This window comes from Pseudomonas sp. NPDC086278, assembly GCF_050280905.1.
Classification (GTDB): domain Bacteria; phylum Pseudomonadota; class Gammaproteobacteria; order Pseudomonadales; family Pseudomonadaceae; genus Aquipseudomonas.
This window is the reverse complement of record NZ_JBNNWE010000022.1, coordinates 21,070-45,523: the sequence shown is the minus strand read 5'-3', so window position 1 is coordinate 45,523 and position 24,454 is coordinate 21,070. Positions and strand designations below refer to the sequence as shown.

The following is a 24,454-nucleotide window of genomic DNA, read 5'->3' as shown; positions in this document are numbered from 1 at the left end:
CTATCTGGTGTCAGCGGCGGATTCGGGCCTGGAGGAAAGACAGCACGTCAGCGACCGGCAGCGCTTGCGGCTCGGCCTCGGTGCGGCTCTTGTATTCCAGATTGCCATCGGCGAGGCCGCGGTCACTGACCACGATCCGGTGAGGAATGCCGATCAGCTCCATGTCCGCGAACTTGATGCCCGGGCTGGTTTTCTTGTCGCGGTCGTCCAGCAGCACTTCGAAACCGGCCGCAGTCAGTTCTGCGTACAGCGTGTCGGTGGCTTCGCGAACCTGCTCGTTGTCGTAGCGCAGCGGTACCAGGGCAATCTGGAACGGCGCCAGAGTGTCGCTCCAGATGATGCCGTTGGCGTCGTTGCTCTGCTCGATGGCTGCTGCCACCACGCGGGAAACGCCAATGCCGTAGCAACCCATTTCCAGGGTGACGGGTTTGCCGTTCTCGCCCAGCACTTCGCACTTCATCGCTTTGCTGTATTTGTTGCCCAGCTGGAAAATGTGCCCGACTTCGATGCCGCGCTTGATTTCCAGGGTGCCTTTGCCGTCAGGGCTCGGGTCGCCAGCGACCACGTTGCGCAGGTCGGCAACGGTTGGAACCGGCAGGTCACGCTCCCAGTTCACGCCGAAGTAGTGCTTGTCGTCGATGTTGGCGCCGATACCGAAATCGCTCATCAGCTCGACGGAGCGGTCGATGATGATTGGCAGCGGCAGGTTCAACGGGCCGAGGGAGCCAGCGCCCGCGCCAATGGCGTCGCGCAATTCGCTTTCCGAGGCCATGACCAGCGGGCTGGCAACGCCTGGCTGCCGGGCAGCCTTGATTTCGTTCAGCTCGTGATCGCCACGGATGATCAGGGCAATCAGCTTGCCTGCTTCTTCAGCGTGAACCACGAGGGTCTTGATGGTTTTTTCGATTGGCAGGCCGAAGCCTTCAACCAGTTGCGCAATGGTCTTGGCGTTCGGGGTGTCGACCAAGCGCAGCTCTTCGGCAGGCGCGGCGCGGGACGTCTCACGCGGTACGGCTTCGGCCTTCTCGATGTTCGCGGCGTAGTCGGAACCGTTGCTGAAGACGATGTCGTCTTCGCCGGATTCGGCCAGCACGTGGAACTCGTGGGAGCCGGCGCCACCGATCGAGCCGTTGTCCGCTTCAACCGGGCGGAATTTCAGGCCCAGGCGAGTGAACACGTTGCAGTAGGCCTGGTGCATGCGGTCGTAGGTGACCTGCAGCGAAGGCTGGTCGGCGTGAAACGAGTAGGCGTCCTTCATGATGAATTCGCGGCCGCGCATCAAACCGAAGCGTGGGCGGATTTCGTCACGGAACTTGGTCTGGATCTGATACAGGTTGATCGGCAGCTGTTTGTAGCTGCTCAACTCGTTGCGCATCAGGTCGGTGATCACTTCTTCGTGAGTCGGGCCGGCGCAGAAATCACGACCGTGGCGATCCTTGAAGCGCAGCAATTCCGGGCCGTATTCTTCCCAGCGACCGGATTCCTGCCACAGCTCAGCCGGTTGGGTGCTCGGCATCAACACTTCAAGCGAGCCGGCGGCGTTCATTTCTTCGCGAACGACGGCTTCGACCTTGCGCATGACTCGCAGGCCCATCGGCAGCCAGGTGTAGAGGCCCGAGGCGAGTTTGCGGATCATGCCGGCGCGCAGCATCAGCTGATGGCTGATCACGACCGCGTCGGAAGGCGTTTCTTTCTGTGTGGCGAGCAAAAATTGACTGGTGCGCATGGTTGGCCGTTGTCGGTTGCTGATGACGAGAAATGACGGAGCATTGTACGGGCGAGATCTGCTGGCGTACAGGCGCGCGGTCGGCGGTGTGGCAGGAGGGCTGGATTCCCCGGGCCCTCGTTGAAATGTCCTACGATTCTTCCGCGACCTGGGTCGACACCGGTTCCGGCTTGGGTGTCGGCCCCGCGCGGCGGCTCTCCTGGAACCAGTGCAGGGCGATCAAAACCAGTGTCGGGACGCCGAGCAGGGCGGTGATCAGGAAGAAGTTGTGGTAGCCGAATTTCTCCACCATGACGCCCGAATAGCCGCCGATCAGGCGCGGCAGCAACAGCATGATCGAGCTGAGCAGGGCGTATTGGGTCGCGGAGAATTTGAGGTTGGTCAGGCTCGACAGGTAAGCCACGAACGCCGAAGTCGCGAGGCCTGAGCTGAAGTTGTCCAGGGAAATGGTGAGGATCAGCATGTCCAGGTTGGCGCCCATGTCGGCGAGCATCAGGAACAGCAGGTTAGTGCCGGCGGACGCGACACCGCCGATAAACAGGATCGGCAGGATACCGAAGCGCACGATCAGCAGGCCGCCCATGCCGGCGCCTACCAGCGTCATGATCAGGCCGAAAATTTTGCTGACGCTGGCGATCTGGTCCTTGGTGAAACCCTGGTCGATGTAGAACACGTTGGCCATGACGCCCATCACCGTATCGGACATGCGGTAGGTGGCGATCAGCCCGAGCAGCAGGAACGCTTGCCAGCGATAACGCAGAATGAAGTCGTTGACCGGTGTCAGCACGGGCGCCAGGCCGCGACGGCCGATGGCTGACAGGCACAGCGCGGTGAGCGTGATGTAAAGAATCGCCCGCAGGAACGCGCGGTCTTGCAGCAGCAGGTCGAGCAGGCTCACGCCTTCGAACAGCACGCTGGCGAAATCGGTGTTGTAGAGCTGGGTGAACATCGCCGGTACGGACACCAGCAGTACGATCAGTACGAACACGGACGCCAATTGATGCACAAACGTGTAGCGGCCGGCCTGAAGTTGAGTGCGCAGTGGCACGGGTGGTTCGCGCATGAAAAAAGTGGTCAGCAGCGCCGGGATCATCAGTGCGCCAAACAGCACATAGGTGCCGGCCCACGCGGAGTGCTGGTAGTTGAAACCGGTAGAGCCGAAACCTTCAGCGAAGAATAAGGCGCCGGCGGTGGCCAGCAGTGCCGCGATGCGATAGCCAGACATGTAGCTGGCCGCCAGCGCCGCTTGGCGACTGTCTTCGGCAATTTCCAGGCGGTAGGCGTCGACGGCAATGTCTTGTGTCGCCGAGGCAAAGGCGACGATCACCGCAATGGCGATCAGCCAGGACAAATGCTTTTGCGGGTCGCAGAAACCCATGCCGATCAGGCCGAGGATCACCAGTGACTGCGACAGCACCAGCCAGGAACGCCGGCGGCCGAGCTTGCCGAGAAACGGCAGGCGCCATTGGTCGAGCAGCGGGGACCAGACCCATTTAAAGGCGTAGGCCAAGCCGATCAGGCTTGCATAGCCGATGGTTTCGCGGGCCACACCGGCCTCACGCAGCCAGACGGAAAGCGTCGAAAACACCAGCATGTAGGGCAGGCCGGCGGCGAAACCAAGCAACAACAACACGAGCGTCGAGGGGCTGGCATAGGCGGCGAGCGCGGCGCGCCAGGTTTTACGGGGCATGGGCTGGAGTCTGCCTCAAGGAATACGGAAACAAAGCGCGCACTCTAACCGCTGTGCTCTACCGGACGCCAGCCATGGCGCTGAATATCAACACGATTGTTCAGGATACTGATGCCTTCCTCGCGTAATCGTGCGCGTTGTTCGTCCCCGGAAGCGCTGCCCACCGGCAGGCTGATCCGGCCGCCGGCGCCGAGTACGCGGTGCCAGGGTAATTTACTGTCACCCGGCAATTGGCTCAGCGTGCGTCCGACCCAGCGCGCGGCGCGACCGAGTCCGGCCAGCTCGGCCAACTGACCATAGCTCACGACTTTGCCTGCCGGCACTTGCGCCAGGGTCAGGTACAGCGCCGTGCGTCGGATTTGCGCCGGGCTTTCGGTTTCAAAGGCTGGATCGGTCACGTCGATAGTTCCTGAAGAAGTGCGCGTTGCCGTTTGTAGAGTAAGTCCTGGTTCGGTAATTGAGAAATGAACTCAATAGAAATAGTCGGGTCAGTCCTTGTTCAGACTTTATTCCTACGGTTAATGCCGACTTTTTTTCGCAAACTTGAGCCCCAGATTTGCTTATGTTTTCCAGAACCTTGCTGTGCCTCGCTGTTTTCAGCGCCTCCACGCCCTTGCTCGCTGACACCGTCTGGTTGAAGAACGGTGACAAAGTAAGCGGCAAGATTTCGCTTTTCGATGGCGGCAAACTGCTGATCCAGACTGAATACGCCGGCGCGATTCCGATTGACTGGAAGCAGGTCAAGACCCTGGAAAGTGACCAGGAATTGCTGGTCAAACAAGACGCTTACACCGGCGAGAAAGCCAAGTCGCTGCACGCGGCTGAAGACGGCAAGGTGATCCTGGCCAATGGCGAGGCGCCAAAGACGGTGGAGCTGGCGAGTATCGAGCAGATCCTCAAGCCCAAACCGGTGGTTGAAGACCTGGTGTGGAAAGGCAATATCGACGCCGCCCTGGATTATCAGCGGGCCGATAAAGACACCGATGATTACGACATCGATTTCAAGACGACGGCGCGTCATGGCAAATGGCGCCACACGGCGGCAGGTGAGTACAACCGGGAATTCCAGGATGACGTGGTGACCACCGACAACTGGCGCGCTGAGTACTCGCTCGACCGCTTCCTGACGGATAAGTGGTTCTGGCAAGGGCGTCTGGTCTACGTACGCGACAAGGTTGAAGATCTTTCACGCCAGCGCACCGTCGGTACGGGTCCGGGTTATCAATTCTGGGATGACGAACTTGGGGCATTCTCCCTGGGCTCGCTGGTCAACCGCACGGATTACGAGTACACCAACGGCGCCAAGGAAAACTTCTATTCGCTGGCGATGAAGTGGGATTACAACCGTTACCTGATTGGCAAGAAAGTCGAGTTCTTCACCAATGGCGAGTTGGGCAAGCCATTGTCGGGTGTCGCCGACTACGCGCTCGATAGCGAGATCGGGTTGCGCTACAAGGTCACCGACTGGGCGTCGCTTAACCTGAAAGCCGAGCGGGACGTCATCTCCGGCAGCCATGAAGCCGACTACAGCAAAACCCGCTACACCGCAGGGTTTGGCGTGGCTTGGTAAGGTAGGGCGCAAAAAAATCGCAGCCACTGGCTGCGATTTTTTGTGCCTGAAAAACACTCAGGCACAAAAAAGCCCCACTTTTGAGGGCGGGGCTTTTTACTAAAGCAAGTACAAGTTAGATAACTTGAACTTCTTCAGCTTGCATGCCTTTCTGACCGCGGGTAGCGATGAAAGAAACCTGTTGGCCTTCTTTCAGGCTTTTGAAGCCGTCGGATTGGATAGCTTTGAAGTGAACGAACAGGTCGTCACCGGATTGTGGAGTGATGAAGCCGAAGCCTTTTTCATCGTTGAACCACTTAACGGTACCAGTTTGGCGATTAGACATGGTGTAACTCCTTGAACAAAGATAACTGCGACTCAGGAAGAACCCTGGCCGAGACTGAGTGCAAAGAGCAGGAAAAATTCTTGTAGATGGTTGGATCGAAATTCAACATATCGTGTAGAGATTCTCAGTGACACAAGCAGCACAGTGGCGCCACCTTAACCCTTTTTCCGGGACGTGCCAATGCTTCCTGCGAAGGTTTCTCTGATTTCATGACTGACGGTCCATCGAATTGCAGCGACGGCCCGGAATTCACGGGGGATCGGCGAGAATTGCGCCCCGCGCTTTGAACCCGGAGCGCGCGCCCGGTAAGATGCCGGACAGAATTTTTCCACCTCGCTATTCAGGACACCCGCCATGAGCATCAAATCGGACAAGTGGATTCGCCGCATGGCGCAAGAGCACGGCATGATCGAGCCCTTTGTAGAGCGCCAGATGCGCGGCGAGGGCGCCGACCGGGTGATTTCCTACGGCGTTTCGAGCTACGGCTACGACGTGCGTTGCGCCGATGAATTCAAGGTGTTCACCAACATCAATTCGGCAACCGTTGATCCGAAGAACTTCGACGAGAAAAGCTTCGTCGACGTCAAAAGCGATGTCTGCATCATCCCGCCAAACTCCTTCGCCCTGGCGCGTACCGTGGAGTTCTTCCGCATTCCGCGCAACGTGTTGACCATCTGCCTCGGTAAAAGCACCTACGCCCGTTGCGGCATTATCGTCAACGTGACGCCGCTTGAGCCTGAGTGGGAAGGCCACGTGACCCTGGAGTTCTCCAACACCACCACGTTGCCGGCGAAGATCTACGCCAACGAAGGTGTGGCGCAGATGCTGTTCTTCGAGTCCGACGAAGAGTGCGAAGTCTCCTACAAAGACCGTGGCGGCAAGTATCAGGGCCAGCGCGGCGTCACCTTGCCACGCACCTGATTCGTCCATCTGGCAGGTCGCGGGAATTCTTGAGCGGGAAGACACTCTATTGGGTGTACTGCCCGGTTCGCGTACAGCGAATCGGGTCTTTGCTCAGGAGTGCTCTATGAAGATCGATCCGCAAATAAGTGCCGAACTGGCAAGGCTTGAGCCCAATCAGATTGGCGTGCTGGCCTGGTCCTTGTTGGCACATCCGCCTGTCAGCATGGCGGGTGGCATCCCGGGTCAACCTGATCCCGATACCCCGAACGAACAACCGACCGAACCCGGTGAGCCGATGTTGCCGGATGAACCGCCCCCTGCGCCTGTCGCTTGATCGGCTGTTATGACGAATGGCCTGTAGGAGCAAGCGCTGCCCCTACAGAGGCCATATCTCGTTATCGCCGATGACAAATACCTTGCAGCCGGTGTCCCGTTCCACCTGATACCCGCCGGTGAACGCACCGAAGGCCGGTAGCAGGCTGATCGCCTCTCCCAACCTGAAACACGCCAATCGCAACCGTTGCCGCCCCCTGCCATGCAGCCGATAAACCGGATGCACATGCCCGGCCAATACATGCCGGTGCGGATGCGGGGCCGGTTCGTGCTGCAAGGCAAAGGGCCCCAAAAGCAACGGTTCAGGCACCACACGGATGTTCAGCGACGCCGGAGGGTCTCCCGCGCGTTTGTCGTGGTTGCCGCGAATCAGCGTCATCGGCAGTTCGGCGTGGCGCGCTCGCCACTGCGCCAGGGCGCTTAACGTAGCGCTGGCGTGGGAGCCAGGCCCGTGCAGGAAGTCACCGAGAAAAATCAGCTGACGGCACGCCAGGTTGGCCAATAGCCCGTCGAGCACCGCGATATTGCTGGCAGTGGTGCCCTGGGGCACCGGCTGGCCCAGGCTGCGATACGCCGCCGCCTTGCCAAAATGCACATCGGCGATCAGCAGCGCTTGCTGAGCAGGCCAGTAGATGGCTTTTTCCGGCAGCAACCACAGTTCTTCACCGGCCAATCGCACGGGATACGGTGTACTCATCAGGATTTCCCGGACTCTGCGGTTTTCTCAAGGTCGGTCACCATGCGTCTGATCCGGTCGGCGAGCTTCTCCGAACTCATGCTCTCGCGCATGCGCTCGACCAATAAGGGAAAGGCCAACGGCGTAGGACGTTTGATCAGATGCAGGTCCGTTGCCAGCCGATTGATCCGCTCCAGGGTTTGTTCGAGGCGATGAATGTCGAGTTCCTCGCGCAACACTTCTTCCCCGGCCTGAGCCAGCAGCAGATTGCCGGCGTCGTACTGTTTAAACACCTCGAAGAACAACCCGCTCGACGCCTGAACCTGACGCGTGCTTTTGGGCGCGCCGGGATAGCCGGCAAACACCAGCCCGGCGATTCGGGCGATTTCCCGAAAGCGGCGCAGCGCCAGTTCGCCGGCATTCAAACTGGCGAGGACATCCCGCAACAAATGGTGCGGGCTCAACAGCTCGGGATTCAACAGCTGCGACCAGTCCACAGGCGTAGCGCTGAGCAGCTCCAGTCCGTAGTCGTTCACCGCGATGGAAAACGTCACCGCTTGCTGCTGACTGACCCGCCACGCCAACAGACTCGCCAGCCCCAGATGCACTTGGCGTCCGGCGAAGGGATACAGGAACAGGTGCCAGCCTTCGCGGGATTTCAGCGTTTCGGCCAGTAAGGTGTCCGAGGTCGGCAGCCCCGACCAACGTTGCTGTATCTCCAGCAGTGGCCGCAGCGCGCGCATTTCCGGGCCGGCAAATTCGCCGTCCGCCGCCGCGCTGAAACGCTCGACCACCGCTTGCGCCAGCTCATTTGAAAGCGGCATGCGCCCGCCATTCCAGCGCGGCACGGCGGCTTTTTTCGCGGTGCTGCGTTTGACGTAGGCGGTCATGTTTTCCACCCGGACCAATTCCAGCAAGCGCCCCGCGAACAAGAAGCCGTCGCCCGGTTTGAGCCGGGCGATAAAGCCTTCCTCGACACTGCCCAGTTGCTTGCCACCGCCGCCCTTGCTCCAGAATTTCAGCTGGATACTCGCGTCGCTGACAATCGTGCCGATGCTCATGCGATGGCGCCGGGCGAGTCGCGCATCCGGCACGCGCCACACGCCGTGCTCATCCGGTTCGACCCGGCGGTAATCCGGATAGGCCGTCAGAGAAAGCCCACCGTGGCGTACGAAGGCAAGCGCCCACGTCCAGTCCTCCACGGTCAGGTCACGATAGGCCCAGGCGCCACGGACTTCTTCGTACAACTCATCGGGTATAAATCCACCGCCCAGCGCCATGCTGACCAAATGCTGCACCAGCACGTCCAACGGCTTATACGGCGACGCGCGGGGTTCAATCCGGCGCTGTGCCACGGCGTCTTGCGCAGCGGCGGCTTCGATCAATTCCAGGCTGTGGGTCGGCACCAGCGTCACCCGCGATACTCGTCCCGGCGCATGCCCGGAACGACCGGCACGCTGCATCAGCCGCGCCACACCTTTGGCCGAGCCGATTTGCAGCACCCGCTCCACCGGCAGAAAGTCCACGCCCAGATCGAGGCTGGAGGTGCAGACCACGGCTTTGAGTTGCCCTTCCTTTAATGCCCGCTCGACCCAGTCGCGGGTGTCACGCGACAGCGAACTGTGGTGCAAGGCGATCAGCCCGGCCCAATCGGGACGAGCTTCCAGCAAGGCCTGATACCAGATCTCGGATTGTGCGCGGGTGTTGGTGAAGACCAGGCTGCTGAGGCTGGAGTTCAGTTCTGCGACAACCTGCGGCAACATTTTCAAACCGATGTGCCCAGCCCAGGGAAATCGCTCGATGGCGGGTGGCAACAGAGTGTCGACCAACAGTTTTTTCGAGGTCTGGCCCTGGACGCTGATGCCGCCACCTTGCGGGATCAAGACTTGTTCGGCGTGGGCCTGATTGCCCAGCGTTGCGGAAACGCCCCACACGATCAGGTGCGGATTCCAGCGCCGCAGGCGGGCGAGGGCCAGTTGCAGTTGCACGCCACGCTTGTTGCCGAGCAGTTCGTGCCATTCGTCGATCACCACCATGCGCAAGGTCGCCAACGCCGTTTGCGCATCGGCCCGGGCGAGCATCAGGGTCAGGCTTTCGGGCGTGGTGATTAACGTGGTCGGCAGGCGCCGGCTCTGTCGCGCGCGTTCGCTGCTGCTGGTGTCGCCGGTGCGCATGCCGACGCTCCAGGTCAACTGCAAATCGTCCAGCGGCGCCTCCAACGCCCGAGCCGTGTCCGCCGCCAAGGCGCGCATCGGGGTTATCCACAGCACCGTCAGCGGCGCGGCGAGCGGTTTTCGTTTGCGCGGTGTTTCAACAGGGACGACGGCTGAGGCAAAGCGATTCAGTGCGGCGAACCAGACCGCGTAGGTTTTACCGGCGCCAGTGCTGGCATGCAGCAACCCGGATTCACCGCGCTTGACCGCCGCCCACACCTGCTTCTGAAAGGCGAATGGCTGCCAGCCGCGAGCGGCGAACCATTGTCTTGCGTAGTCGGTGGAGGTTCCCATGCCGGCGGCGTGCGCTCTGAAAGTGTTCTTTCAGTGACCGCGCCGGCAGGGGACTAGTTTAATTTCTTGGGTGGAACGGCTGCGCTTTTGTGGGAGCGGGCTTGCTCGCGAAAGCGGTTTGGCAGTCAGAACATCGCTAAATGACCCACCGCTTTCGCGAGCAAGCCCGCTCCCACAGGGGCCAGCGCAGCGCGTTATTTGAGGTTGCCGCTGAGGAACTGCTGCAACCGCTCGCTCTTCGGATTACCGAGCACGTCTTCCGGCGCGCCTTCTTCCTCGACCAGGCCTTGATGCAGAAACAACACCTGGCTCGACACTTTACGGGCGAAGCTCATTTCGTGGGTGACCATGATCATCGTCCGGCCTTCTTCGGCCAGGCCCTGAATCACGCGCAGCACTTCACCGACCAGTTCCGGGTCGAGCGCCGAGGTCGGTTCGTCGAACAGCATCACCTCCGGCTCCATGGCCAGTGCGCGAGCAATCGCCACGCGTTGTTGCTGGCCGCCGGACAGGAACGCCGGGTACTGATCCGCCACGCGTGACGCCAGCCCGACCTTGTCGAGATAACGCCGCGCACGGTCTTCGGCTTCCTGTTTGCTGCAACCCAGCACCCGGCGCGGGGCCATGGTGATGTTTTCCAGCACGGTCATGTGGCTCCACAGATTGAAATGCTGGAACACCATGGCCAGGCGCGTGCGGATTCGCTGCAATTCATCCGGGTCGGCCACGTGCATGCCGTGGCGGTCGCTGATCATGCGGATGTTTTGCCCGTCGAGGCTCATGGCGCCGTCGTTGGGTTGTTCCAGGAAGTTGATGCAACGCAAAAAGGTACTTTTGCCCGAGCCGCTGGCGCCGATCAGGCTGATGACGTCGCCGGTCTTGGCCTTGAGCGAAACGCCTTTGAGCACTTGGTGATCGCCGTAGCTTTTATGCAGGCCTTCGATGGTCAGTTTGTACATGGGGCATGCATCCTCAAGGCGAAAGTAGGTAGCCGCTGCGATAGGCTTCGGTGCCCGCGACGTGGGCGATCACCATGCCGGCAGTGGCCATGCGCCGCAGCGAGCGGGCGTACATCAGCCCGGCGGCGGTGCAATGAACGGGGGTGACGCGATCAGTGATCGGGTCGATGACTTCGGCGATCAGTTGCCCGGCTTCGAGGTATTCCCCCGGCAGCGCGGTGAACACCAACAGCCCGCCAACCGGCGTTGCCACCGGTTCGACACCGGCCAGCGGCGTGGCCGGGTAGGGCAGTTCGGGCAGTGGCGCCGGTTCGCCGGCAATGGCGCCGAAGTGAATCAGGTAGTCGATCAGCGCCTGGCAATCGAGACGCGCCAGCGGGTGATTGACGTCACCCTGGCCGCGCAATTCGACGGTGACCGAAAAGCTGCCGAGCGGAATGTCGAACTGTTCGCCGAAGCGTTCTTTCAACTGCCACCACAGCAGGGTGAAGCATTCATCGAACGACTGACCGCCGGAATCGGTGGCCAGCAGACTGGCCTCGGCACCGATGTAGCGCGCCAGTGGCTCGACCTGCGGCCAGGCTTCGGGCGTGGTGTAAAGGTGCGCGACCGCTTCGAAATCGCAATGCAGGTCCAGCACCATGTCCGCATCGCAGGCCAGCCGTTGCAGGGTCAGGCGCTGGGATTGCAATTGGGTGTCGGCCGTCTCGCGAGCCAGCGCCCGGCGCAGGCTGCCGCGGATGATGTCGAGGTTGCGTTGCGGATCGTCGCCGAGTTGGCCTTCGATCTCGTTGCCCACCGCTTCGCTCAAGTCGACGAACCGGCGGTTGAAGTTCTGGCCGCTTTCGAGTTCGTAACGACCCAGCGGCACGTCCATCAGCACTTGTTCGAGGCCGACCGGGTTGGCGACCGGCACCAGTACGATTTCGCGGCGCAGCCGGCCGGCGGCTTCGAGTTCCGCCAGGCGTTGCTTGAGGTGCCAGGCGACCAGCATGCCGGGCATTTCATCGGCGTGCAGGGACGACTGGATGTAGATCTTGCCTTTGGCCGGGTCCGGGCCGAAGTGGAAGCTGTGGATCTGTCGTGCGGTCCCCGGCAGCGGGGCCAGCAACTCATGTAGGTGGTGGCGCATGTTTGTCTCTTTAATTCCTGGAAGCGGGCCTTAGTGGGTCGGCCCGAGGAACGCCAGCCATCGGCGTTCGGCCAAGCGGAACAGGCCGACCAGCGCAAAGGTCACGGTCAGGTAGATCAGCGCGGCGATGCCAAACGACTGGAACGTCAGGAAGGTCGCCGAGTTGGCGTCCCGCGCGACTTTCAGAATGTCCGGGATGGTTGCGGTGAACGCCACCGTGGTCGAGTGCAGCATCAGGATCACTTCGTTGCTGTAATAAGGCAGCGAGCGACGCAGGGCCGACGGCATGATCACATAGGCGTACAGCTTCCATCCGGTCAGGCCATAAGCCTTGGCCGCTTCGACTTCACCGTGGTTCATGCTGCGGATCGCCCCGGCGAAAATCTCCGTGGTGTAGGCGCAGGTATTCAGGGCAAAGGCGAGGATGGTGCAGTTCATCGCATCGCGAAAGAACGCGTCCAGCACCGGTTGTGCGCGCACCGCCGCCAGGCTGTAGATGCCGGTGTAGCAAATCAGCAGCTGGATATACAACGGCGTGCCACGGAACAGGTAGGTGTAGAACTGCACCGGCCAGCGGACGTAGAAGTGCGGCGATACCCGGGCGATGGACAGCGGGATCGACACCAGAAAACCGATGAAGATCGACGCGCTCAGCAGCCACAGGGTCATGGCCAGACCGGTAATGTTGTTGCCATCGGTATAAAGGAAGGCTTTCCAGTATTCCTGCAAGAGTTCGATCATCGGACGGCCTCCCGGGAGCCGGCGGCGTAGCGGCGCTCGAGCCAGCGCAGGACGAAGTTGGAAGCGCTGGTGATCAGCAGGTAAATCAGGGCCGCCAGCACCAGGAAGTAGAACAGTTGATAGGTGCTTTTACCGGCGTCCTGCGCGGCTTTGACCAGGTCGGCGAGGCCGATGATCGACACCAGCGCCGTGGCCTTGAGCATCACCATCCAGTTGTTGCCGATGCCTGGCAGGGCGAACCGCATCATTTGCGGGAACACCACGATCCGGAACCGCTGGCCACGTTTGAGGCCGTAAGCGGTGGCGGCTTCGACCTGCCCGCGCGGCACGGCGAGAATCGCCCCACGGAAGGTTTCGGTGAAATACGCGCCATAGATGAAGCCCAGGGTAATGACCCCGGCGCTGAACGGGTTGATCTCGATGTATTCCCATTCCATGTAGTCGGTGAGCGAGGTCAGCCAGGTCTGCAGGCTGTAGAAAATCAGCAGCATCAGCACCAGGTCCGGCACGCCGCGAATCAGCGTGGTGTAGACCTGCGCCGGCACGCGCACCAGTTTGACTTTTGACAGCTTGGCACTGGCGCCCAGCAGACCGAGCAAAACGGCCACCAACAGCGACAACACCGATAATTTGAGGGTCATCCAGGTGCCTTCCATCAGCAACGGGCCGAAACCCTTGAGGCTGAAGGCTGAGAGCCCCAGGTTTTGTAATAGGTTTTCGAACATAAATCAGCAACCTGATCGGATGAAAAAAGCGCCCATCGCGAGATGGGCGCCGGGCATTATTTGCCGCTGTACAGATTCAGATCGCCAAAGTGTTTCTTTTGAATCTCGGCGTATTTGCCGTCGTCGTGTAACGCTTTGATACCTTTATCCAAAAGCGCTTTCAGCTCGGTGTTACCTTTCTTAATACCGACAGCCGTTTTGGCTGGCAGCAACGGAGCGTCGATTGCCTTGCTGACTTCGTAATCCGCACCCTGAGGCGACTTCAAAAAGCCCAGTTCGGCTTGCAGCATGTCCTGGATCGAGGCGTCCAGACGACCGGAAGTCAGGTCAGCGTAGACCTGATCCTGGTTGGCGTAGGCCTGGGTTTTCACACCGGCCTTGTCCAGTACGGCTTTGGCGTAGGCTTCCTGGATGGTGCCTTGCTCGTAACCGACAGTTTTGCCCTTGAGCGATGCGGTGTCTTCGGTGATGCCGGCACCCTTCTTGAATACGAAGGAGGTCGGGCCGGAGAACAGCTCGCTGGAGAAGTCGATGACTTTTTCGCGGGCTTCGGTGACGGTCATCGAAGAGATCACACCGTCGAATTTGTTGGCCTTGAGGCCCGGAATCATGCCGTCGAAATCACTTTCGACCCATTTGCACTTGACCTTCAGCTCGGCGCAAATTGCGTTCCCCAGATCGATGTCAAAGCCCACCAGGCTGCCGTCGGCCGCTTTCGACTCAAACGGTGCATAAGAAGGATCGACGCCAAAACGCAGTTCTTTGTATTCCTTTGCCATGGCGGAGCCGGCAGCCATGCACAACGCCAGTGCAGAAAGGGTCAGCAATGCTTTTTTCATTATTCAATCCCTAAGAACCAATATGAGCGCTTGTGGCGCAGAATTATTGTTACTGGAAAGCGTAAGACCTAATGAAAGTAGCAATTTCCGAACCATAGTCCCGAACAAGCGTTTTAAAAGGTGATTAAACAACAGGGAGTGACGCATTTGTGCACGAAAATGGGCAGCGGAGAATTGGCGCACCATAACAGTGCGGATCGACACGAAAACAGTTCGACAATATTCGGCACCTTCGCCGATAAATCAACCTGATCCAATTCCCTGTGGGATTCGGTTCAGGTCAGTAAATCCTGCAACGTGCCGAGGTTGTCGGCGTCCTCGACGGACTTGTCCTGCCGCCAGCGCAGCATCCTTGGAAAGCGCACCGCGATTCCGCTCTTGTGCCGTTTCGACAGGGCAATACCTTCAAATCCCAGCTCAAACACCAGGCTCGGCGTCACACTGCTGACCGGGCCGAATTTCTCCACGGTGGTTTTGCGCACAATGTTGTCGACCTTGCGGATTTCTTCGTCGGTCAAACCGGAATAGGCCTTGGCGAACGGCACCAGTGTGCGTTCGCTGGCGTCCGCTGGCCCGTCCCACACGGCGAAGGTGTAATCGCTGTAGAGGCTGGCCCGGCGACCATGACCACGCTGCGCGTAAATCAACACCGCGTCGACGCTGAAGGGGTCGACTTTCCACTTCCACCAGACGCCCATGTCCTTGGTCCGCCCCACGCCATACAACGCATTGCGCGCCTTGAGCATCATGCCTTCGACGCCGAGCCGGCGAGAGGCTTCGCGCTGCGTGGCGAGGTCGAACCAGTCGTCGCCGGTCAGCACCGGAGACGCCAGTAACACCGGGTTGTTGCAGGCGGCGATCACCTGCTCCAGTTGCGCGCGACGCTTGACCTGAGGCTGATTGCGCCAGTCTTCACCGGCCCATTCCAGCAAGTCGTAGGCGAGGAGTACCACCGGCACCTCATCGAGGATTTTCTTGCCGAGGGTTTTACGGCCGATCCGCTGTTGCAGCAAGGCGAACGGTTGTACCGCCGGCGCGCCGGGCGATTGCGGGTCGAAGGCATCTTCGGTGGCAGGTTGTGCGGCTTTCCAGACGACGATTTCGCCGTCGATTACCGTGCCGTCGGGCAAGCCGTGAAGCAGGCTGTCGAACTCGGGAAAACGTTCGGTCACCAGCTCCTCACCCCGCGACCACACCCACAGGCGCCCGTCGCGCTTGACGATTTGCGCGCGGATGCCGTCCCACTTCCATTCCACTTGCCAATCACTGGCGGGCCCAAGCAGCGCCTCGAACTGTTCCACCGGTTGCGACAACGCATGGGCGAGGAAAAACGGGTAGGGCTGACCGCCGCGTTCGGCATGTTCGCCGGCGGATTCGGCGGCGATCAATTTCAGATAACTGGCCGCATTCGGGCGATGGGACAAGTCGGTGTAACCGACCATCCGCTGGGCCACGCGTTTGCTGTCGAGGCTGGCCATGGCCGCCAGTGCGCGGGTGACCAGCAATTTCGAAACACCGACGCGAAAGCTGCCGGTGATCAACTTGATGCACAACATCAGGCTATGCCGATCCAGTTGCGCCCAAAGTTGCGGCAGTTGTTCGGCGAGCACTTGCGGGGATTCGCCGCGCAATGGCAGCAGTTTGTCTTCAATCCACGTGGCCAGGCCGTCGGTGGAACTGTGCTCCGCTTCGGGCAAGACCAGCGAAATGGTTTCCGCCAGGTCGCCGACCGCCTGGTAGCTCTCTTCGAACAGCCACGGCGACAAACCGGAAAACGCGACCGCCAGCTCGCGCAGTACCCGCACCGGGACCAATTGCCGGGGTCGGCCACCGGACAGAAAGTACACCGCCCACGCGGCATCGTCGGGCGCAGCCTGGGCGAAATAGTGTTGCATCGCCGCCAGTTTGGCGTTGCTGGAGGTGGTGGCATCGAGTTCGGCGTACAGCTCGGCGAACGCTTTCATGCCGGCACCTCGGCGGTTTCAGGTGCGGCTACGGCAGTCTCTTCCTCATCGTCGCCGTACTCCGTACTGAAGCCTTGCGCGTCCAGACCTTGCTCACGCAGATGCCGCACCAACACCGCGACCGAACCGTGGGTGACCATCACCCGTTCGGCACCGGTCTGTTCGATGGCCCACAGCAAGCCCGGCCAATCGGCGTGGTCGGACAAGACAAAACCACGGTCGACACCCCGCCGGCGCCGGGTGCCGCGTAAACGCATCCAGCCGCTGGCGAAGCCGTCGCTGTAATCGCCGAAGCGCCGCATCCAGGTGCTGGCGCCCGCCGAGGGCGGGGCGATGACCAACGCTTTGCGCATCATCGGGTCGTTTTTCTTGACGTCACCGGCGTAGATCGTCGGCGGGATGTAGATGCCGCTGTCGCGATAAACCCGGTTCAGCGGCTCGACCGCGCCGTGGCTCAGGATCGGGCCGATAGTGGCATCGACGCCGTGCAAAATCCGTTGCGCCTTGCCGAAGGAATAGCAGAACAGCACGCTGGCTTTGTCTTCAGCGGCGTTGGCTTGCCACCATTGATTGATCTCGGCGAACACCTCGGCTTGAGGTTGCCAGCGATAGATCGGCAGGCCGAAGGTCGATTCGGTGATGAAGGTGTGGCAGCGCACCGGTTCGAACGGTGCGCACGTGCCGTCGGGCTCGACTTTGTAATCCCCTGAAGCGACCCAGACTTCGCCGCCGTATTCCAGGCGCACCTGGGCTGAGCCGAGCACATGGCCAGCGGGGTGAAAACTCAGGGTGACGCCGTGATGCAGCAAGCGCTCGCCATACGCGAGGGTTTGCAGGTCGATGTCCTGACCGAGTCGCGCGCGCAAAATCCCTTCACCGGGGGCGGCGGCCAGGTAATGCTCGTTGCCGGTGCGGGCGTGGTCGCCGTGAGCATGGGTGATCACCGCGCGCTCGACGGGGCGCCACGGGTCGATATAGAAATCGCCGGCGGGGCAATACAAACCTTCGGGACGCGCAATGACAAGATCCACGTCGCTACCAAAATAGGGGGGCTTGTTAGCTAGGAGGTGGGCGTGGGGCGGGAAGTTCTATTGAGATTTCATGGCAAATGAAATTTCAAATATGGGAATGATCTGTGGCAAGCCTCTTGCCACAGATCATTCCCACATGGGGTGGGCGGTGATGCTTATTTACCGGGTGTCAGCGTCAACCGCGTCTTGCCGTACACCTTGTCAAAGTTCTGCGGCTGCATCGGCAAGCTCATGTATTGCCCTTTGAGCCACGGATCAATGCTGTCGAGGTAATGGGGGCTCGCCGGGTTGCCGGACTGGCCGGTGCCGTTCTGCCCCATCAGCGGTTCTGCCTGACCGAAATCAACGATAAAGCGCATGGCCGGCACCAGCGTGGTGTTGAAATCCTGGCCCCAGGCGAACGCTGCGGTGTTCAGCGTGGTGTGATCGCCGCCAGCAGCGAGCGGGCCGCGAACGACCTGGCCACTGGTGTTTTTCCACTCGTAGCGGTGCAGCTTGCCCCACTGCCAGGCTTTGTGATCGCCACCCAACTGACTGTCGCCGGCGCTGATCGCCGCCGCCAGGCTGCGGGCGAGGATCGCCGGTTTGTCTTCTTTCTGCGGCGTGCGCACGTCATCCCAGAACGGGCTGTCTTCGCGCCCAAGCAAGTGATCGGCCTGTGCCGCATAGGACAACTTGCCGTTGGCCACGAACGCTTTCCACGCCGGGCTGCTTTCCGGGCCCAGTTCGTCGAGGAAGATTTGCTTCATGCTTTCCTGCAGAAACAACTCGTAAATCGCCGCATCGGCCGAAGTTGGGCTGAGTTTGCCGTCGAACGCCATCAAGCGCGTATACGCTTCGCGCGCCTTCGCCTGATCGGCCGCAGGCAATGCCTGGATCGCCTGTTTGAGTGGCTGGGCCATGCCCGGCGCTTCAAACATCTTTTTCAGTTTGGCGGCGAAGGTGGTGGTCTGGTCGTACTGCATCGCGATCACGCTGCGGGTGTCGTGTTTACCGACGCCGGCCAGTTCCGCCAGGCGTTCGCCACGTTCCGGCGCCGACCACGAATTGGACAGCTGCATGCCGTAACCATGGGGGATGACCCGCTGGTTGGCGGTGCCAAGCCAGCCTTGCGCCGGGTCTTGATCGTACGGGTGCAGCATCGGGTCGGCGTAACCGTCCCAATCGTAACGACCTTCCCAGCCCGGCGACGGCAGCAAGCCTTCGCCTTCGCGGCGGTTCGGGTAACGCCCGGTGACTTGCCAGCCGATGTTGCTGGCGTCGGCGAACACCAGGTTCAGCGCAATGGCACGGATTTCGCGGCTGGCGTCCGAAGCTTTCTCGACGTTCTGCGCCCGGGACAGGTCGAAGAAGGCGTCGAGGGTCTTGTCGTCGGTGAAGTTCGGCGTTTGCAACGCGAGGCCAAAACCATTGGCCATCGTCAGGCCCTGGGCGCTGTTGAGCAGCGGGCCGTGGCGGGTTTCATACACCGCTTCACGAAGCGGCCGCTGGCCTTTGACGAAGTAGGTTTCGTTGCGCACGGTCACCGGCTGCCATTTGCCGTTGACTTCGTAGGTGAGGCCGTTGCCCTGGCGTTTGATCTTTTCCAGGAACAGGTCCTGGTTGTCGCCCATGACCGAGGTCATGCTCCACGCCACGTTGCCGTTGAAACCGCCAAGTACCATCGGCAACCCGGCAATCGTCACGCCGGAGGCCTGATATTTCGGTGCGCGGATCTGCACGTAGCTGAACAACGACGGCACGCCCAGCGGGCCATGGCTGTCGCTGGCCAGCAGGCTCTTGCCGCTGCGACTGCGCTGCGGGCCAATCGCCCAGTTGTTCGACGAGGTGGCGCCGAGCAGGTTCAGCTCGGACAGTTGAGCGGTGGCTTTGCTGATCTCGGTCAGGCCGGGAACCGCGCCGTTGAGCTTGATGCCTTGCAGTTTGTCGGCTTCGCCTGCCGGCAGTTTTTCGTCGGGCGCGGAGGGTGTCAGCCACGGCAGTTTGTCCGTGGTGACGGTCTGGGCGAGCACCAATGCGGAGATTTCTTCCGGCAGGTTGGCGGATTGGCTGAAGTTCAGCAGGCAGAAAATCAGCGCCGAATCTTCCGGCTGCCAGTATTCAGGCTTGTAACCGGTGGCGGCGAGGTCGGCCGGCAGTTTGTCGCGGTAGCGGAACAGGTAGGCGTTGACCCCGCGCGCATAGACTTCGAAGAAGCGTTTAAGGCGCGGCGACGAGGCTTTGTACAGCTCGCTGGCGCTTTTCTTCAGGTTGACGGCGCGCATGTAGCGGTCGGCGTCCAGCAGCTCGGAACCGGACATCTCCGACAAACGGCCCTGGGCCAACAGGCGCAAGGTGACCATTTGCGTGAGGCGGTCGCTGGCGTGGACATAGCCAAGGGTGAACAGCGCGTCGTGGAAGCTGTTGCTTTCGATCAACGGCATGCCCATGGCATTGCGGCGCACCGAAACGTTCTGCGCCAGGCCCTTGAGCGGCTGCACGCCGGAGGTCGGCGGGAGGGTGTCCTTGGCGTCCCAGGTCTGACAACCGGTCAGGCTCAAAACACCGGCCACTGCTGCGGCAACGCCGAACCGGGGGAGAAAATGTGTAAGGGCTGGCGAGGCCATGGCAAAGCTCCTGCGGGGTGGTAACGCAATAAAGCCGCTACGTTAGTGAGCAGGAGGAAGCCGCGCAAGCGGCGGGCGGGGTTATTTCAAGATTTGTCCGATAAACCCAAAGTCACGGACATGCGGTGACCTGTGGTGAGGGGGCTTCTGGTGGTGAGGGGATTCTGTGGCGAGGGGGCTTGCCCCCGTTCGGCGGCGAAGCCGTCGCATTCCTACAGGCGCGGTATCACTGAAAGACTGCGTTGAAAGGATTTAGGGCCGCTTCGCGACCCAACGGGGGCAAGCCCCCTCGCCACCGAAGCCCCCTTATCAGCAGAAGCCCCCTTGCCACAGAAGCCCCCTTATCAGCAGAAACCCCCTTGCTACAGAAGCCCCCTCATCAGCAGAAACCCCCTGCTACAGAAGCCCCCTTATCAGCAGAAACCCCCTTGCCACAGAAGCCCCCTTATCAGCAGAAACCCCCTTGCTACAGAAGCCCCCTCATCACCAGAAGCCTCCTTGCTACAGAAATCCCCTCACCTCAGGCGAGGCGTTGTTCTCAGGATTTTGGTGGGTTGATTTTGGCCGCCAGGGCATACGCTTTGACGGTCGCCGGGCGGTCCTTGATGTGGTTGAACCAGCGCAACACGTTCGGGAAGTCTTCCAGGTCCTGGCTTTGCCATTTGTGGGAAACGATCCAAGGGTAGATCGCCATGTCGGCAATGCTGTATTCGCTGCCGGCGACAAAGGCATTGTTCGCCAGTTGCTTGTCCAGGACGCCATACAAGCGCGCGGTCTCATCGACATAGCGCTTGATCGCGTAAGGAATTTTCTCCGGCGCGAACTGGCTGAAGTGATGATTCTGCCCGGCCATCGGCCCGAGGCCGCCCATCTGCCAGAACAGCCATTGCAAGGTCAGTTGGCGACCGCGCAGGTCCTTGGGCAGGAACTTGCCGGTTTTTTCCGCCAGGTAAAGCAGGATCGCCCCCGACTCGAACACTGACAGCGGCGCACCGCCATCCGCCGGCTCATGATCGACGATCGCGGGGATTTTGTTGTTCGGCGAGATTTTCAGGAACTCGGGTTTGAACTGGTCGTTTTGGCTGATGTTGATCGGGTGCACGTCGTAGGGCAGGCCGGCCTCTTCCAGGAACAGCGAAATCTTGTGGCCGTTGGGGGTGGTCCAGTAATACAGGTCGATCATGGAGTACTCCAAATCATGGGCATCGTTAAGGTCGGACAGCAACCGCCGGCATTAGGTCGTCCTGATTGCGTTCGATGGCTTGCCTGTCAGAGGAGGTGATGCTGAAGTGCGACAAATTCAATGACCCGCAGGAGAAAAAACCGCCATGGAGCTCAAGACCCGCGCAGCGCTGATCATCATCGACCAGCAAAAAGGCATCCTGCATCCGAAACTGGGACGCCGGAATAACCCTGAAGCCGAGGCGCGCATCCTTGAGTTACTGGCCCATTGGCGCCGCACCGGGCGGCCGGTGATTCATGTGCAGCACCTTTCCCGCTCGCCGGATTCGGTGTTCTGGCCGCAGCAGTCGGGCGTTGAGTTTCAACAGCGATTTACGCCAATGGCCGGTGAGCAACTTATTCAGAAACAGGTGCCGGACGCGTTTTGTTCGACGGGGCTGGAGGCAAGTCTGCGCGGGGCGGCGATTGATCAGCTGGTGATTGTGGGCGTGGCGACGAACAACTCGGTGGAGTCCACCGCGCGAACGGCGGGCAATCTGGGGTTTGACGCATGGGTGGCAGAGGACGCGTGCTTTACCTTCGACAAGGCCGATTACTTCGGCAATGCGCATTCGGCGCAGGAGGTGCATGCGATGTCATTGGGGAATCTGCACGGGGAATATGCGACGGTCGTCAGCAGTGCGCAGATCCTGAAGACAGACCAAGAACCCCGTGGGAGCGGGCTTGCTCGCGAAAGCGCTGGGTCAGACGACATGAATGTTGAATGACCATTCGTCATCGCGAGCAAGCCCGCTCCCACATTGAAGTTCGGGTGGTCACAAATGCGGTGTCCGCCACAAAAACCTGTGGGAGCGAGCTTGCTCGCGATAGCGATTCAACGGGCGAAGCAGGTCTTCGCCTAACGCATCACGCGCCGTGGCACTTCTTGAATTTCTTGCCGTTGCCGCAGGGGCAAGGGTCGTTGCGGCCGACGTCTTTCAAGGCATTGCGCACCGGTTCCTGGTGGGCGTGGCCGCAGTTCGGGCCGTGGACATGGCCGTGGTCGTGATCATGGTGATCGTGGCCATGATCGTCATGGTCGTGATTGCAGTCAGGGCCATGGACATGAGGTTGCTGGGTCATCGGTGTTGCTCCGGAATTAAATCGGCGGGGATTATCACGCCATTGCGCGCCAGGTGCACGTAGTGCGCGATGAATAAACCGGTTTCGAGCTCACCTTCCAGACGATAGGGAATGGGTTGGTCGGGTTTCTTCAGCAGTTTCATCAGTTCCCGCACCTGCGGCCACAGATTGGTGCGGATCGGTACTTTGAAATACGCGCTGCGTTTGGCGCCGACCGTGAACCAGTGTTCGTACTCGCCTTCGCTCAGCAGCAGCTCGCCCAGATAAATCCGGTAGTCGAGGCTGCGTACCGTCAAGTCACTGTCATTGGGGTTGTCGATGCGAAAGTGCAGGAGAAATTTTTGCTCCATCAGCTTGGCGCGCACCACCTCGACCTTGACCAGGTGCACCGCGGGGTCCGGCTCATCGTCACCGAACCAGGACGCGCAGCCGCCGAGTCCCAAAAACAGGAACAGCGTGAAAGTCTGTAGGGCGCGACGCTGGGTGAGCATGGTGTCATTTCTCCCTTGAAACCCAGGCTAGTCCTCCCGGATCAGCTCAACTGCCGAAATACCCTGCGCAGCATTTCTTGAATTTCTGCCCGCTGGCGCAGGGGCACACGTCGTTGCGTCCGGCCTTGAGTTGCACGGTGGGGTCGATGAAATACCAACGGCCGGCGTTCTGCACAAACGAGGAGCGCTCGCGGTGGCTGTGTTCGCCCGTGCTGTCGTGCCAACGGGCGGTGAAGGTCACGAAGGCGTGCTCGGGTTGACCGCCGAGGACTTCGGAGCGTTCCACCTCCAGGCCCAGCCAGGTGCTCTGCGCGCTCCAGTCGCTGATCGATTGCCGATCCAGGCCCGCCTGTTGCGCGGGCAGGGTGGTGGCCACCAGATAGTCGATCAGCCCCAGCACATAAGCGCTGTAGCGCGAACGCATCAGGGCCTCGGCGCACGGTGCCGGGTGTCCGGCATGGTAATGACCGCAGCAGGCGTCAAGCAGCGTGCCGCTGCCGCAAGGGCAAATGGATGTACTCATTGCGTTACCACCAATATTTCCCGAAGTTTTCCGGATTGGCCCAGAAACGAGCATTGAGCCAGTCAGGGACTTGTTTGTAGTCAAGCAGATCGTAGGTAAACAGCGTCAGCACTTGATCATCGCGCTGGAAGCGCTCGCTGGCTTGCAGCGCCAGGGAGAAAAAATCCGTCTCCTGCCAACCGCTGGCCGGCAGGTCCGCCAGCACCGCGATGCGGCTGGCGTTGAGGTTGCGGATGCCGCCGAGCAAATTCAAGCCATCACGCTTGGGCAAGTGTTCGAGGCAATCGACCACCAGCGCCAGGTCAAACCGGCGCGCGGCCAGTTCGGCCGGCAACGGGCCGGGCGCCGCGTGTGCAACGCAGCTGTCCGGGTGCGCAAGCTTGAATGCCTCCAGCGCGGGGAACTCGCTGGCGCCGATCAGCAACAGGCGCGCGGGCGCGTAACGATCGAGCAATGCAGCCAGCGCCTGCTGGGGTGTGCGCGAAGAAATACCTGCAATCATCGAAGATCCTCAATCAGAGCGCCAAGACTAGCCTGCCCAAACGCTTGGGCCTAGAGCAGGTTTGCGCCAAAACGCGCCATCGGCCGTGAACACGGGCGAAAAGAGCAATGGCCTATTGCTGGCGGAGATTAAAACTCCGGTCTTTACTCCCTGAATCGGTTCTAAGCCGATCCCTCAGGAGAAAACTAGATGAGCATAGTTCGGACAGCATTACCCTTGGTTCTGCTAACCAGTGTGTTGACTGGTTGCGCAGGTTTGCAGAAAACCGACTGGCCGACCTGTGCGGCGGTCGGCGGTGTCGTGGGTGCAGGGCTCGGCGCGACCGAGAGCTCGGCATGGGCGGGGTATGGCGCGCTGCTCGTCGGTGGCACGGCAGCGGCCTATTGCTGGGTTCATGGTGATGGCGACGAAGACGGCGATGGCGTGCCGGACAGCCGCGACAAGTGCCCGCACACACCTCGTGGCGTGAAAGTCGACGCCAACGGCTGCCCTCCACCGGTGCCTGAACCCGTGGTTGAAGAGGTTGTAGTGGTCAAAGAAGAAACCATTGTCATCCGCGATGTCCACTTCCAGTTCGACAAAGCCACGCTCACGCCGTCCGACAAAGACGTCCTCAACACCATTGCGACTCGCCTGAAACAGGAATCTTCCACTGCGCAACTGACCGTGACCGGTCATACCGACAGCGTGGGCAGCGATGCCTACAACAAAAAACTCTCGGATAAACGCGCGCACTCGGTGGTCGAGTACCTGATCCAGCAAGGCGTGCCACGCAGCAGCTTCGTGTCGGTAACCGGGGCCGGTGAAAGCCAGCCGGTCGCTGATAACAAAACCGCGGATGGCCGCGCGCTGAACCGTCGCACCGAAATCAAAATCAACCGTTAAATCCCTTCCGCTCCGCGGCTTG

The 24,454-nt window shown here is 60.6% G+C and carries 24 protein-coding genes; 5 read left to right on the top strand and 19 right to left on the bottom strand.

Going from position 1 to position 24,454, the window contains the following annotated elements; genetic code table 11:
• Positions 1 to 10 precede the first annotated feature (10 nt).
• The 3 genes from ACQKP4_RS09505 to ACQKP4_RS09495 form a co-directional block, all read right to left on the bottom strand.
• The gene (locus ACQKP4_RS09505) at positions 11 to 1,726 is read right to left on the bottom strand and encodes a proline--tRNA ligase (protein WP_427632501.1); all 1,716 of its coding nucleotides are present in this window, start codon (positions 1,724 to 1,726) and stop codon (positions 11 to 13) included.
• Between the two features lie 130 nt (positions 1,727 to 1,856).
• Positions 1,857 to 3,416, bottom strand: coding sequence for an AmpG family muropeptide MFS transporter (locus ACQKP4_RS09500; RefSeq protein ID WP_427632499.1), 1,560 nt, complete (start codon positions 3,414 to 3,416; stop codon positions 1,857 to 1,859).
• A gap of 44 nt (positions 3,417 to 3,460) precedes the next feature.
• On the bottom strand, positions 3,461 to 3,814 hold the full coding sequence (locus ACQKP4_RS09495; protein WP_427632497.1) for an MGMT family protein: 354 nt from the start codon (positions 3,812 to 3,814) through the stop codon (positions 3,461 to 3,463).
• 164 nt (positions 3,815 to 3,978) lie between these two features.
• Here ACQKP4_RS09495 and ACQKP4_RS09490 point away from each other — a divergent pair, with 164 nt between their 5' ends.
• The gene (locus tag ACQKP4_RS09490; RefSeq protein ID WP_427632495.1) at positions 3,979 to 4,986 is read left to right on the top strand and encodes a DUF481 domain-containing protein; all 1,008 of its coding nucleotides are present in this window, start codon (positions 3,979 to 3,981) and stop codon (positions 4,984 to 4,986) included.
• Positions 4,987 to 5,101: 115 nt separating this feature from the next.
• Here the strand turns inward: ACQKP4_RS09490 and ACQKP4_RS09485 are convergent, their stop codons facing one another.
• Positions 5,102 to 5,311 (bottom strand): cold-shock protein, encoded by a 210-nt coding sequence (locus ACQKP4_RS09485; protein WP_002554837.1) that lies wholly within the window; start codon positions 5,309 to 5,311, stop codon positions 5,102 to 5,104.
• A 354-nt stretch (positions 5,312 to 5,665) separates the two neighbouring features.
• Here ACQKP4_RS09485 and dcd point away from each other — a divergent pair, with 354 nt between their 5' ends.
• Together dcd and ACQKP4_RS09475 are read left to right on the top strand one after the other, a co-directional pair.
• Complete coding sequence (gene dcd, locus ACQKP4_RS09480) at positions 5,666 to 6,232, top strand: dCTP deaminase (RefSeq protein WP_074874089.1); 567 nt, start codon at positions 5,666 to 5,668, stop codon at positions 6,230 to 6,232.
• Positions 6,233 to 6,338: 106 nt separating this feature from the next.
• Positions 6,339 to 6,548, top strand: coding sequence for a hypothetical protein (locus tag ACQKP4_RS09475; protein WP_427632493.1), 210 nt, complete (start codon positions 6,339 to 6,341; stop codon positions 6,546 to 6,548).
• Between the two features lie 42 nt (positions 6,549 to 6,590).
• On the opposite strand, the gene pdeM is transcribed toward ACQKP4_RS09475, so the two are convergent.
• From pdeM to ACQKP4_RS09420, 11 genes are all read right to left on the bottom strand, one after another.
• Positions 6,591 to 7,244, bottom strand: coding sequence for a ligase-associated DNA damage response endonuclease PdeM (pdeM, locus tag ACQKP4_RS09470; protein ID WP_427632491.1), 654 nt, complete (start codon positions 7,242 to 7,244; stop codon positions 6,591 to 6,593).
• Positions 7,244 to 9,730: a ligase-associated DNA damage response DEXH box helicase gene (locus tag ACQKP4_RS09465; protein WP_427632489.1), complete on the bottom strand. Its 2,487-nt coding sequence runs from the start codon at positions 9,728 to 9,730 to the stop codon at positions 7,244 to 7,246. The genes pdeM and ACQKP4_RS09465 overlap by 1 nt, the downstream gene beginning before the upstream one ends.
• Before the next feature lie 194 nt (positions 9,731 to 9,924).
• The gene (locus tag ACQKP4_RS09460; protein ID WP_427632487.1) at positions 9,925 to 10,689 is read right to left on the bottom strand and encodes an ABC transporter ATP-binding protein; all 765 of its coding nucleotides are present in this window, start codon (positions 10,687 to 10,689) and stop codon (positions 9,925 to 9,927) included.
• Positions 10,690 to 10,702: 13 nt separating this feature from the next.
• Positions 10,703 to 11,821: a succinylglutamate desuccinylase/aspartoacylase family protein gene (locus ACQKP4_RS09455; protein WP_427632486.1), complete on the bottom strand. Its 1,119-nt coding sequence runs from the start codon at positions 11,819 to 11,821 to the stop codon at positions 10,703 to 10,705.
• Between the two features lie 30 nt (positions 11,822 to 11,851).
• Positions 11,852 to 12,562 (bottom strand): ABC transporter permease, encoded by a 711-nt coding sequence (locus tag ACQKP4_RS09450; protein ID WP_427632484.1) that lies wholly within the window; start codon positions 12,560 to 12,562, stop codon positions 11,852 to 11,854.
• Positions 12,559 to 13,287: an ABC transporter permease gene (locus ACQKP4_RS09445; RefSeq protein WP_427632483.1), complete on the bottom strand. Its 729-nt coding sequence runs from the start codon at positions 13,285 to 13,287 to the stop codon at positions 12,559 to 12,561. The genes ACQKP4_RS09450 and ACQKP4_RS09445 overlap by 4 nt, the downstream gene beginning before the upstream one ends.
• Positions 13,288 to 13,343: 56 nt before the next feature.
• Positions 13,344 to 14,126: a transporter substrate-binding domain-containing protein gene (locus ACQKP4_RS09440; protein ID WP_427632481.1), complete on the bottom strand. Its 783-nt coding sequence runs from the start codon at positions 14,124 to 14,126 to the stop codon at positions 13,344 to 13,346.
• Between the two features lie 275 nt (positions 14,127 to 14,401).
• Entirely contained in the window at positions 14,402 to 16,090 is a 1,689-nt protein-coding gene (locus ACQKP4_RS09435; protein WP_427632479.1) for an ATP-dependent DNA ligase, read from the bottom strand.
• The gene (locus tag ACQKP4_RS09430; protein WP_427632477.1) at positions 16,087 to 17,121 is read right to left on the bottom strand and encodes a ligase-associated DNA damage response exonuclease; all 1,035 of its coding nucleotides are present in this window, start codon (positions 17,119 to 17,121) and stop codon (positions 16,087 to 16,089) included. Before ACQKP4_RS09430 ends, ACQKP4_RS09435 begins: the two co-directional genes overlap by 4 nt.
• A 155-nt stretch (positions 17,122 to 17,276) precedes the next feature.
• Entirely contained in the window at positions 17,277 to 19,727 is a 2,451-nt protein-coding gene (locus ACQKP4_RS09425) for a penicillin acylase family protein (protein WP_427632475.1), read from the bottom strand.
• A 538-nt stretch (positions 19,728 to 20,265) separates the two neighbouring features.
• Positions 20,266 to 20,910, bottom strand: a complete 645-nt coding sequence (locus ACQKP4_RS09420) for a glutathione S-transferase N-terminal domain-containing protein (protein WP_427632473.1) — start codon at positions 20,908 to 20,910, stop codon at positions 20,266 to 20,268.
• Positions 20,911 to 21,055: 145 nt separating this feature from the next.
• Between ACQKP4_RS09420 and ACQKP4_RS09415 the strand changes: the two genes are divergently transcribed.
• Positions 21,056 to 21,676, top strand: a complete 621-nt coding sequence (locus ACQKP4_RS09415) for a cysteine hydrolase family protein (RefSeq protein WP_427632471.1) — start codon at positions 21,056 to 21,058, stop codon at positions 21,674 to 21,676.
• 139 nt (positions 21,677 to 21,815) lie between these two features.
• Here ACQKP4_RS09415 and ACQKP4_RS09410 read toward each other — a convergent pair whose 3' ends face one another.
• The 4 genes from ACQKP4_RS09410 to ACQKP4_RS09395 are packed head-to-tail and all read right to left on the bottom strand — an operon-like array spanning position 21,816 to position 23,547.
• Positions 21,816 to 22,031, bottom strand: a complete 216-nt coding sequence (locus ACQKP4_RS09410; RefSeq protein WP_427632469.1) for an SEC-C metal-binding domain-containing protein — start codon at positions 22,029 to 22,031, stop codon at positions 21,816 to 21,818.
• A complete protein-coding gene (locus ACQKP4_RS09405; RefSeq protein ID WP_427632467.1) occupies positions 22,028 to 22,522 on the bottom strand; it encodes an LEA type 2 family protein in 495 nt (164 codons plus the stop codon). Before ACQKP4_RS09405 ends, ACQKP4_RS09410 begins: the two co-directional genes overlap by 4 nt.
• Positions 22,523 to 22,568: 46 nt before the next feature.
• Positions 22,569 to 23,045, bottom strand: a complete 477-nt coding sequence (locus ACQKP4_RS09400) for a YchJ family protein (RefSeq protein ID WP_427632465.1) — start codon at positions 23,043 to 23,045, stop codon at positions 22,569 to 22,571.
• Between the two features lie 4 nt (positions 23,046 to 23,049).
• On the bottom strand, positions 23,050 to 23,547 hold the full coding sequence (locus tag ACQKP4_RS09395; protein WP_427632463.1) for a DUF6231 family protein: 498 nt from the start codon (positions 23,545 to 23,547) through the stop codon (positions 23,050 to 23,052).
• Positions 23,548 to 23,736: 189 nt separating this feature from the next.
• Between ACQKP4_RS09395 and ACQKP4_RS09390 the strand changes: the two genes are divergently transcribed.
• Positions 23,737 to 24,432, top strand: coding sequence for an OmpA family protein (locus tag ACQKP4_RS09390; RefSeq protein WP_427632461.1), 696 nt, complete (start codon positions 23,737 to 23,739; stop codon positions 24,430 to 24,432).
• The last annotated feature ends 22 nt before the right edge of the window (positions 24,433 to 24,454 follow it).

What these genes read in the sequence shown, in the direction of transcription:
- ACQKP4_RS09400 (WP_427632465.1), bottom strand. Translation starts at nt 23,045, where the DNA reads ATGAGTACATCCATTTGCCCTTGCGGCAGCGGCACGCTGCTTGACGCC.
- ACQKP4_RS09465 (WP_427632489.1), bottom strand. Translation starts at nt 9,730, where the DNA reads ATGGGAACCTCCACCGACTACGCAAGACAATGGTTCGCCGCTCGCGGC.
- ACQKP4_RS09415 (WP_427632471.1), top strand. Translation starts at nt 21,056, where the DNA reads ATGGAGCTCAAGACCCGCGCAGCGCTGATCATCATCGACCAGCAAAAA.
- ACQKP4_RS09500 (WP_427632499.1), bottom strand. Translation starts at nt 3,416, where the DNA reads ATGCCCCGTAAAACCTGGCGCGCCGCGCTCGCCGCCTATGCCAGCCCC.
- ACQKP4_RS09485 (WP_002554837.1), bottom strand. Translation starts at nt 5,311, where the DNA reads ATGTCTAATCGCCAAACTGGTACCGTTAAGTGGTTCAACGATGAAAAA.
- ACQKP4_RS09445 (WP_427632483.1), bottom strand. Translation starts at nt 13,287, where the DNA reads ATGTTCGAAAACCTATTACAAAACCTGGGGCTCTCAGCCTTCAGCCTC.
- ACQKP4_RS09425 (WP_427632475.1), bottom strand. Translation starts at nt 19,727, where the DNA reads ATGGCCTCGCCAGCCCTTACACATTTTCTCCCCCGGTTCGGCGTTGCC.
- dcd (WP_074874089.1), top strand. Translation starts at nt 5,666, where the DNA reads ATGAGCATCAAATCGGACAAGTGGATTCGCCGCATGGCGCAAGAGCAC.
- ACQKP4_RS09460 (WP_427632487.1), bottom strand. Translation starts at nt 10,689, where the DNA reads ATGTACAAACTGACCATCGAAGGCCTGCATAAAAGCTACGGCGATCAC.
- ACQKP4_RS09410 (WP_427632469.1), bottom strand. Translation starts at nt 22,031, where the DNA reads ATGACCCAGCAACCTCATGTCCATGGCCCTGACTGCAATCACGACCAT.
- ACQKP4_RS09440 (WP_427632481.1), bottom strand. Translation starts at nt 14,126, where the DNA reads ATGAAAAAAGCATTGCTGACCCTTTCTGCACTGGCGTTGTGCATGGCT.
- ACQKP4_RS09455 (WP_427632486.1), bottom strand. Translation starts at nt 11,821, where the DNA reads ATGCGCCACCACCTACATGAGTTGCTGGCCCCGCTGCCGGGGACCGCA.
- ACQKP4_RS09450 (WP_427632484.1), bottom strand. Translation starts at nt 12,562, where the DNA reads ATGATCGAACTCTTGCAGGAATACTGGAAAGCCTTCCTTTATACCGAT.
- ACQKP4_RS09395 (WP_427632463.1), bottom strand. Translation starts at nt 23,547, where the DNA reads ATGATTGCAGGTATTTCTTCGCGCACACCCCAGCAGGCGCTGGCTGCA.
- ACQKP4_RS09405 (WP_427632467.1), bottom strand. Translation starts at nt 22,522, where the DNA reads ATGCTCACCCAGCGTCGCGCCCTACAGACTTTCACGCTGTTCCTGTTT.
- ACQKP4_RS09505 (WP_427632501.1), bottom strand. Translation starts at nt 1,726, where the DNA reads ATGCGCACCAGTCAATTTTTGCTCGCCACACAGAAAGAAACGCCTTCC.
- ACQKP4_RS09435 (WP_427632479.1), bottom strand. Translation starts at nt 16,090, where the DNA reads ATGAAAGCGTTCGCCGAGCTGTACGCCGAACTCGATGCCACCACCTCC.
- pdeM (WP_427632491.1), bottom strand. Translation starts at nt 7,244, where the DNA reads ATGAGTACACCGTATCCCGTGCGATTGGCCGGTGAAGAACTGTGGTTG.
- ACQKP4_RS09490 (WP_427632495.1), top strand. Translation starts at nt 3,979, where the DNA reads ATGTTTTCCAGAACCTTGCTGTGCCTCGCTGTTTTCAGCGCCTCCACG.
- ACQKP4_RS09420 (WP_427632473.1), bottom strand. Translation starts at nt 20,910, where the DNA reads ATGATCGACCTGTATTACTGGACCACCCCCAACGGCCACAAGATTTCG.
- ACQKP4_RS09475 (WP_427632493.1), top strand. Translation starts at nt 6,339, where the DNA reads ATGAAGATCGATCCGCAAATAAGTGCCGAACTGGCAAGGCTTGAGCCC.
- ACQKP4_RS09390 (WP_427632461.1), top strand. Translation starts at nt 23,737, where the DNA reads ATGAGCATAGTTCGGACAGCATTACCCTTGGTTCTGCTAACCAGTGTG.